The sequence below is a fragment of the Streptomyces sp. NPDC043870 genome (genome assembly GCF_056435785.1).
Window position 1 is genome coordinate 1 of record NZ_JBWKDT010000090.1, and the last position, 7894, is coordinate 7894.

General features: G+C 65.8%; 8 protein-coding genes and 3 pseudogenes. 6 read left to right on the forward strand and 5 right to left on the reverse strand.

The window, feature by feature from the left end:
* Together AC0699_RS38625 and AC0699_RS38630 are read left to right on the forward strand one after the other, a co-directional pair.
* Positions 1-309: pseudogene (locus tag AC0699_RS38625) on the forward strand (hypothetical protein); the annotation flags it as partial.
* 563 nt (positions 310-872) lie between these two features.
* The gene (locus tag AC0699_RS38630; RefSeq protein WP_478670913.1) at positions 873-1664 is read left to right on the forward strand and encodes a hypothetical protein; all 792 of its coding nucleotides are present in this window, start codon (positions 873-875) and stop codon (positions 1662-1664) included.
* Between the two features lie 101 nt (positions 1665-1765).
* On the opposite strand, the gene AC0699_RS38635 is transcribed toward AC0699_RS38630, so the two are convergent.
* Complete coding sequence (locus tag AC0699_RS38635) at positions 1766-1918, reverse strand: hypothetical protein (RefSeq protein WP_478670916.1); 153 nt, start codon at positions 1916-1918, stop codon at positions 1766-1768.
* A gap of 138 nt (positions 1919-2056) precedes the next feature.
* Here AC0699_RS38635 and AC0699_RS38640 point away from each other — a divergent pair, with 138 nt between their 5' ends.
* Positions 2057-2275 (forward strand): transposase, encoded by a 219-nt coding sequence (locus tag AC0699_RS38640; RefSeq protein ID WP_478670919.1) that lies wholly within the window; start codon positions 2057-2059, stop codon positions 2273-2275.
* Here AC0699_RS38640 and AC0699_RS38645 read toward each other — a convergent pair.
* Complete coding sequence (locus AC0699_RS38645) at positions 2174-2995, reverse strand: IS3 family transposase (RefSeq protein WP_478670922.1); 822 nt, start codon at positions 2993-2995, stop codon at positions 2174-2176. The genes AC0699_RS38640 and AC0699_RS38645 overlap by 102 nt on opposite strands.
* Positions 2996-3015: 20 nt before the next feature.
* The gene (locus AC0699_RS38650; RefSeq protein ID WP_478670925.1) at positions 3016-3345 is read right to left on the reverse strand and encodes a transposase; all 330 of its coding nucleotides are present in this window, start codon (positions 3343-3345) and stop codon (positions 3016-3018) included.
* Positions 3346-3499: 154 nt separating this feature from the next.
* On the opposite strand from AC0699_RS38650, the pseudogene AC0699_RS38655 reads away from it, so the two are divergent.
* From AC0699_RS38655 to AC0699_RS38665, 3 genes and pseudogenes are all read left to right on the forward strand, one after another.
* Positions 3500-3784: pseudogene (locus tag AC0699_RS38655) on the forward strand (transporter); the annotation flags it as partial.
* Between the two features lie 3 nt (positions 3785-3787).
* A pseudogene (locus AC0699_RS38660) lies at positions 3788-3999 on the forward strand (IS110 family transposase); the annotation flags it as partial.
* Positions 4000-4199: 200 nt separating this feature from the next.
* The gene (locus AC0699_RS38665; protein ID WP_478670927.1) at positions 4200-4928 is read left to right on the forward strand and encodes a hypothetical protein; all 729 of its coding nucleotides are present in this window, start codon (positions 4200-4202) and stop codon (positions 4926-4928) included.
* Here AC0699_RS38665 and AC0699_RS38670 read toward each other — a convergent pair.
* Positions 4912-5502 carry an IS5 family transposase gene (locus AC0699_RS38670; protein WP_478670930.1) on the reverse strand — a complete coding sequence of 197 codons (591 nt, stop codon included), beginning with the start codon at positions 5500-5502 and terminating at the stop codon, positions 4912-4914. The genes AC0699_RS38665 and AC0699_RS38670 overlap by 17 nt on opposite strands.
* A 328-nt stretch (positions 5503-5830) precedes the next feature.
* Entirely contained in the window at positions 5831-6583 is a 753-nt protein-coding gene (locus tag AC0699_RS38675) for an AfsR/SARP family transcriptional regulator (RefSeq protein ID WP_478670933.1), read from the reverse strand.
* Between the last annotated feature and the right edge of the window lie 1311 nt (positions 6584-7894).

A 7894-nucleotide genomic window follows, 5' to 3' on the forward strand; every position in this document is an offset into this window, starting at 1 on the left:
CTGACGGTGCAGGCCGACGGTGAACTCGCCGCGGACGACGAGGTGGGGCCGCCGGAGTGGACGCTGGATGCGCTGGCTGAACAGGCCAGGGCGATGGGGATTACGGTGGGCCGCTCCCAGGTCCGCCGGATTCTGCTGGCCGAGGGCGTGCGCTGGGGTCATGTCCCTTGTAGTGGTGTAGCGGTGCCGGGGCGAGTTGAGTCCACGCTTGCGGGCGTGGATCAGCCAGGAGATGTGCTCGACCAGCTCATGCGGGGCGTCGAGCAGGGAAGATACGAAACCAACAGGGCCCCTCGGCCGCCGGTGTGATGAGTGGTATCACCACGCCAACGACGAAGGGGCCCTGTCCTTCACCCCGCTGACCAGGCCATTTCACCGAGCGTGAGGAGAACTAGGCGATCCTCTTCATCGATGCGGAAAAGGCCGGCGAGGACACCCCTGATGGCTACCGCGTGGTGCAGCTCCGCAGCCGCCTCCTGAACGGGGTTCTGCCGCAGCAGGTACAACACGAGGCCACCGACCGGCACAGGCCCAGCGCCCGCATCCGCTCCGGCGGCAGAGCATCGGGATCATCTCGGTGCCTGGTGGACCCGCACCACCAGTCCCGTCAGTTGATCGTCGTCCAGCCTGTCCTAACGTTCCAGCTCAACGGCCCTGCCTCAGTGGAGTTCTGACGTCGTTGCAAACATCAGACTACCGACCAGACCACCTTGACAATCAAGGAAATGAACCATAACTCCCCCTGAACGCACCTCAGTTCATTGACGCTGAATCCTTGTATCTGGCTCTCCGTCATTGACGATCTCTACCGTCCGCCGTGACAGTAGCGCTCGCCGGGCACATTGCGTGTCCGCCTGGTGTCAAGGAGGGCCATGAAGATCAGATTCAGATCGCCCAAGCCAAGCCGGCCACCGAAGCAAGGTCGCCGCTGGCTGAGGCGCATCATCGTCCCCGCCGCTGGTGCGGCGATGGTTCTCGGGGCGTCTGCGGTGCCGGCCAACGCGGGCATCACCGACCCCTGGGACTACAGGTACAACAACCCGGTTTGCTGGCCGAAAGGTTGGCACCCCGATTGGATCGGCGGTCCCTGCACCGGGGTAGCGGGCAACATTTTCGTTCGCCCGACCACAGCCACTCAGGCCGCTATCCTTACCGACTGCAAATCCGGTGTCGGGAGATGCACATTCCACCCCACGGGCCGCCGTGCGTGGACTAATTACGTGCCACTCACCAGCCGTGTTGCCAACTGCGGAAGCGTGACCAATACGCGCTCCTTTTCGTGGAGCAAGACGTTTGGGACGACCGACACCGTGGGGGGTGGAATCACCCTGAGCACGAATAACCTGTGGGAGGCGTTTCAGGCGGCCTTCCAGGCCACCTACAGCCGCTCGTGGATGACGTCAACCACGACTGCTGACACGATGATCCAAAACATCCTTCCTCAATACGAGGGCTGGATCGAACGTGCGCAACCCATTGAGGAGATCAAGGGGTACTATCAAACCCATTACACCGAGCCCCACTGGGGCCACTACTACTGGTACACCGGCACCGTCACGATCGCCGGCCCCGGCCGCGATGGCATCGTAGGCACCGAGGGCGCCGACGCCGGTAGGCAACTCTACGCCAAGAACAGATTTAGGGACGCACCTATTTGGTGCTAGCTTGGCTAAACCCCACCAAGAATATGTCTTGGTGGGGTTTGTCGTTCACCTGACAGCTGGCGCGGCCGTGATCGTGTCTTCTCGCTGAAGTCGGCCGACGATCAAAGGCCGTGCAAGATGGTGCTGTGCGCGTCAAGGCTCTGGTCGGACTTGTCCCGGTTCCGCCAGTGCCGGCCGATGAAGGTGTACCCGACGCCTCCGCAGATGTCCCTGTGGTGCTGACGGGGCACGCTCGGGATTCCGAGGTCAGTCATGTCCTGTGTCCTCCTGGTCGATTGGATCCGGAGTGGTGCGGCCCGGCCGGGGGGAGCGCCCGTGAGGAGCGTCGCTTGTGCGCTCCCGCGCCGGGAGTTTGCCCTGTCCGGGCGGGGCGGGCGACCGGAGGGCTACTGATGACCGACGCGGTGCGCTTTGTTGCCGACAAGGGCGTCAAGTGGGCCAATCTGCCAGCGGACTTCCCGCCGTTCAAACGCGTGCACGCCTTCGCCCGGCGCTGGCAGATTCGGGGCCTACTCGCCGAGTTCCACGACCGGCTGCGCGACGACCAGTGTAATCCCCTCGCGCCCGTGGAGATCTCTCAAGCGGCCAGCTCCACGGTGGGGTCGGCCTGATGGTCTCGTTCGTAGTCGATCGGGCTCCGGTATCCGCACACGCTGTGTAGCCGGTCGGGTGTTGTAGAAGCCGGTGATCCAGGTGGCGATCTTGAGCCGCGCCTCGGTGCGGGTGGTGAACGTGCGCCGGTGGACGTACTCGACCTTAAAGATCACGCCCCTGACGTCGCCGCCGCGGGTGGCCGCGGCCATGTTCAAAGAGGCGACCACCAGCTCCGCGTCGTGGCGCTCGCCCATCGCGTAACCGAGCAGACGGCGCGAGAACAGATCAATCACCGTAGCCAGATACAGCTTGCCCTCGCTGGTGACGATCTCCGTCATGTCCCCGGCCCACACCTGGTCGGGAGCGGTGGCGCTGAAGTCGCGCCGCACGAAGTCCGCAAACGCGGGCCGCGTGCCCGGCCTGGTCAGCCCTCGGCGCCTTCGGATCTTGCGTCCGGCCAGACCAAGTTCGGCCATGAGCTTGGCGACGGTGTTCACCGACACCCTCCAGCCCTGGCGCACGAGCGTGATCCAGACCTTCGGGGAGCCATAAGTGCCGCCCGACTCATCGAAGATCTGCCGGATCGCGTCGGCCAGCTTTCCGCGCCGTACCTCGCATGCGGTGACGGGCTGATTGCGCCACTTGTAGAACCAGGACTCGCTCACATCCAGCGCGCGGCACGTCAGGGTGTGCGGAATGTCCTGCTTGGCCTTGCAGTCGCGCCGGCCCTCGGCCACCTGAGCCGGGTCCGCCGCAGCTACTTCACCCACAAGGCCATGCAGCGTTTGAAGACATCACGTTCCATCTCCAGCTCGCGTATCCGCTTGTTCTTCTCGCTCATCTCCCGCCGCAGCCGCTCCAGCTCGGCGCGCTCGGTGTCCCGCAGCCGGCCGCCCGGGGCAGCGGGCGCGGGCCGGTCGGAAGAGGCAGAGCCGTTGCGCCGCCACCGCGACACCCAGCTGTGCAGCGTCCCGGAGTGGACACCGAGCTCCTCGGCGACCTCCGGAATCGGCCTGCCCGTCTCGATCACAATGCGTACAGCACCCTCACGGAACTCTGGTGTGTACGTCCGTTGCTTGGACCCCATGAACCTCAACTTCCCCTGCATTCACGGACTCCACGCTACGAGGGGAGGGACACCAGGTCCGGGAGAGAGGGCCGCTTGCCGGACCCGAGTGCCGCCATCGTGGACTCGCAGTCGGTGCGGGCGGCGGCGAACACCCCGCGCTTCACCTCCGGCGGCCCACGGGCCCGCCGGGTACAGCACCACCGTCGTCGCTGTCGTCGTCGCGCTGCTGGTCTGCGTCGCGCTGGCCCGCACCGTCGCCACCGCCAACATCCGCCTGCTAAACAGTCGCAAGGGCCGCGACCTTGCCGTGCTCAGCGGGGCTCTCGTCGCTGTCAGCGGACAACTCCTCGACTTCGGCACACAGTGGCTCCTCTCCACAGGACTGTCCCCGCTCGATCCGGCGGTAGACGTGCTGCGCTGGGTGCCGCCCGCCTCCGCGATCAGCGCGGTCGACTCCGTCCGGAACGCCGGCCTCTACCCGGGCGAGGCGAAGACCGATACCAGAGACGCCCCCCACCCTGCGCACGCTTGAGCTGACTGACGAGCTCACAGCCGAGGGGTGGCTTCGACCCGGACCTGGGGCCAAGGCCACCCGCACGTTCAACCGGATACGCAGCCTGCTCACCTCTGGAACGCGTGCGCGGACCGCGTCTGTGCCACCAGGCCGTCACCATGAGCGGCCCGACGCCGCACCGCTCATCGTCGACATCGTTCGGGCGGCGGCAGCCTGCGGGTCCGTCCTGTCCAGCGTGGTTAGAAGCCGTTGTCTTTCCGGATGTGAGCATTGAGTTTCCGCTGTTCAGGCATGGTTTCGGTGTTGCCGCGAGAGAGTTCGGGCAATCAGTCCGTTCTCGGTGATGCGGAGATGACCGATGCCGTCGGTGATGGGGTTGCTGGAGGAGCGGGAGGCGGCTGCCCGGGTGCGTGCGGAGGAGCTTCGCGCGGAGATGGAGCGGATCACAGATGAACTCGCTGATGCAGAGGCGGTGTTGGAGCGGCGGGTGATCGCCCGGACGGAGCTCGCCGAGGCCCTGGCTGCTGGGGGCGAAGAGACGCAGGCGTCCGCTGCCGGTGTGCGGGAGGCGCCGGCCGGGAGTGCGAAGGCCCCGGCTCCGGTTGTGGGGTCCGTCGTGCCGCGCTGGCACGAGGCGGCGACGGTGGACGCGCTCGCGGTGGACTACCGGCGGATCGTCGAGCTGGTGGAATCCGGTGCGGGTGAGGGCGAGGGGATCTCGGCGAAGCAGCTTGCCGCCGGGCTTCAGCTGGGGCTGGTGCCCGCGAAGACGAGGGGGTGCGGTCCAAGGCGAGGCGGCTTGCCGAGCGGGGCTGGCTGGCGGCGTCGCCGTCGGGCCGGTTCACGCGGCGACAGCCCACCGGTCCTGCTCGGCCCGGGGCCCACAAGCGCGCCGGGCGAGACGGCGGCTGAGGAGCATGGCCTACGAGAAGTAGATGAACGCCTCGCTGGAGGCGGCAGTGTCTCGAAGTCCCGCACCAGGCGGCGTGAGCACATCAGCCATCCCAGACTCCTCGCCACCACCCACCGTCTCGGCAGCACCACGAACCCTGACATGTCGTCCGAGCGTTTCACGATCTGCAGGTGAGCTGCAGTTTCTCCTTCGCCCAGGCGACGAGTCGGCCGCGGTAGCCGCTGTCGGCCCACACCAGTGTGATCGCGGCGAACCGCTCGTGCAGGCGGGGCAGCATCATGTGGGCGGCCTGGCGGTCGGTGACGTTCCCGGCCGTCACCAGCACCATCAGCAGCAGGCCCAGACAGTCCGTGATGACGTGCCGGCGCCTGCCGTTGATCTTCTTGCCGCCGTCGTAGCCCCGTGAGACCGCGGGCACCGAGGACGCCGGCTTGACCGACTGAGAGTCGATGACCGCCGCCGTCGGCTGTGCCTGGCGTCCTTCGGCCCGGCGGGCCTTCTCCCGCAGCCGACCGTGGAACTCCTGGGCCAGGCCCTTCGTGCGCCACCTGCGGAAGAATGCGTAGACCCGGTCCCACGCAGGGAAGTCCGCGGGAAGCGAGCGCCATTTCACTCCGTTGTCGGTGACGTACCGCACGGCATCCAGCATCTGCCGGTGGCAGTAGCCCTCCGGCTGTCCGCCCCGGCCCTCCAGCCAGGCCGGGACCGGCATCGCGTCGCGCACAACCTGCCACTCCGCATCCGTCATGTCGGAGGGATACCGTCGCACCCGGCCCGGGCTGTCGGCCGCGTTCCCGAACCGGTGAGCGAGGCAATCGCACACCGACACACGCGAGTTGGACGGGACCGGGACCGGCACGCAAGACTGGGACAACAGGGCCTCCCTGCACTCGAGTTGGCTTCGCAACCCTCGTGCTGCACCGGAGGCCCTGCTTCCATGCGCCCACCCGGCCAAGATCACCCGACCAGGGATCCCGTTCGATCAGAACCATCCCCGTGATCGATACGACAACGGCTTCTTACATCAACCTCTGCAGCCAGTGCTGATTTGAGCTTGCAGGAAGACGTACGGGTAGTTACGCGCTGCTGCTCGGGGCGGCCCCGGGCGTGCGGGCACGCATCAATGTTAAGAACAGGCGCTGTGTGTCCGGGCTGATATCGATGTCGAGCTCGCCCGACAGACGTCGGCCACACAGCTCGTACCATGCCTTGGCCTGACCAAGCTGTCCCATTTCGCCGTGGACCTGGATCAGGGTCCGGTACACCTCCTCCTGGTACGGATCGATATCTAGAGTCCGTCGGGCCAGGACGATCACCCAGGGAAGGTCGTCCCGATACAGGGCGTCCTGCAACAAGTAGTCAGCGGCTCCGAGCGCCAACGACCGCAGCCAGTCCTGCTGTTCACGCGCCCAAGCAGCGCTCTCGCCGTGAAGGAAGTGCCCGGTGTACAGCTCCAGAGCCCGGCTGTATTGTTCCACGGCCACCGATCGGTCGTCCCGCGCCGCCGCACGATGACCGTTGCCGCACAACTTCTCGAACTCATCGGTGTCGAGCCAGACATCATAGGTCTTCAGGATGTAACCGGACTCGTTGTACATGATCTCCGCGGCAGGCTGCTCGCCCGGCGCGGCGCCCTCCCCGAGTATGTGCTGCACCGCGTGCTTGGCGACCTTCAGGGAACTGGAATGCGAGGACCGCGCCCGATCGGGCCACAGGGCATTGTACAGCTCGTCGCGGCCGACGGCCCGGCCGCGGTTCACGAGCAGGTACAGAAAGAGCTGACGTGCTTTGCCGGCCCGCCATCGGTTCACCGAGCTGCCTCGCAGCATGAATGAGAAGCTGCCCAGGCACCGGACGACAGCGCGAGCGGAGGAGTGAGAAGTCACCAGGACCCTATGTTTCTGGGGGACAGGCTTGACCCGCTGCTTTCGGCGGAAGGCTTTGATGCCTGGTGAGGACCGGTCACGCCAAGGCGGATAAGCGGTCCGCTTGCCGGGCGAGGCGACGAGTCATGAAGTGATCATTGACCAGCCGTGGCTTTATGGTCGGTGAGAGGATGCGGGGTTGGACGCATTGCTGTCTGTGGCAGACCCAGAACCGGCCTCTTCCACAACTCACCGACAGGGCTGGACAGCACAGCCTTGGACTTCGTCGTTGCGCTTCACGATGCCAGCGGTGTCAGGTTCCTCGCGTTTTGACGAACGCCGCGCCCGGCAGGGCTCCGATGTACGTGCTACCACCGCACGGAGAAACCACACACGGCAGGACGCGGAGGGCAATCGACCGGCAGCACCCGTCACGTGCAGCCATTGCCACCACAGACCGGAGGGCATCGGCAATCGTCCAGCAGCAGGCCCCGCACGGACTTGGCACCGCCCCCAGCCGAAGCCGCACGCCACCGCACACCAGCAGCCCAGAATTACGCCTGAGCTGGCACCAGCAGGCCCGGAACCGCACAACGGCAGAACTGATGACTGTGACAACGTTCCAGCCGCCGCTATCACGGGAGCCCTGCTGCTCCCTGCGATACTCCACTATCGCGACCGGTGCTCAGTCAGACACTCAATCCCAGTCGTCCCAGCGACGCGGAGACACCTGCGCCCGCCATCGACGCGAGAATCGCCGAGGCACCAGCGACCAAAAGAAGCGTCGTCTCGGCGATTGTGGTTCTCATGGTGTCTCTCCCTGGCACTGCGGTGGAACAGAACGTCAGTCCGAATGGCTCTGCGACTGTTGCGAAGGATGTGAGTTGCGTCAAGCGCAGAGAGTCAGCTGACATGGGGTCAGGGTCAATCCTCGGCGGCCTCAGGCATGATTCAGCCGTCAGTTACCTAGGTTTGGAGTAACTGGTCACTACCGATGAGGTGCCAAAAGGCCGCAAGCAGGTGATGGCACAGGCGAGGTGTGAGTGACGGCTGAGCTTCGCCGGGTCGTACGCGCAGTCGCCCGAAAACGAGCCGTGTCCGTGAAGGCTGCGCCGAGAGTTCGGGGCGGTCGAGGAAGCCGAGCTCCGGCTGAATGAGTGTTGTTCCGAGCCGAGGTCGTGGTCATGTCCCTTGTAGTGGTGTAGCGGTGCCGGGCTGATCTTCGGTTGGATAGATCCGGTCCATGCTGCCTTCGGGGAGATAGCGGCGGGGGAA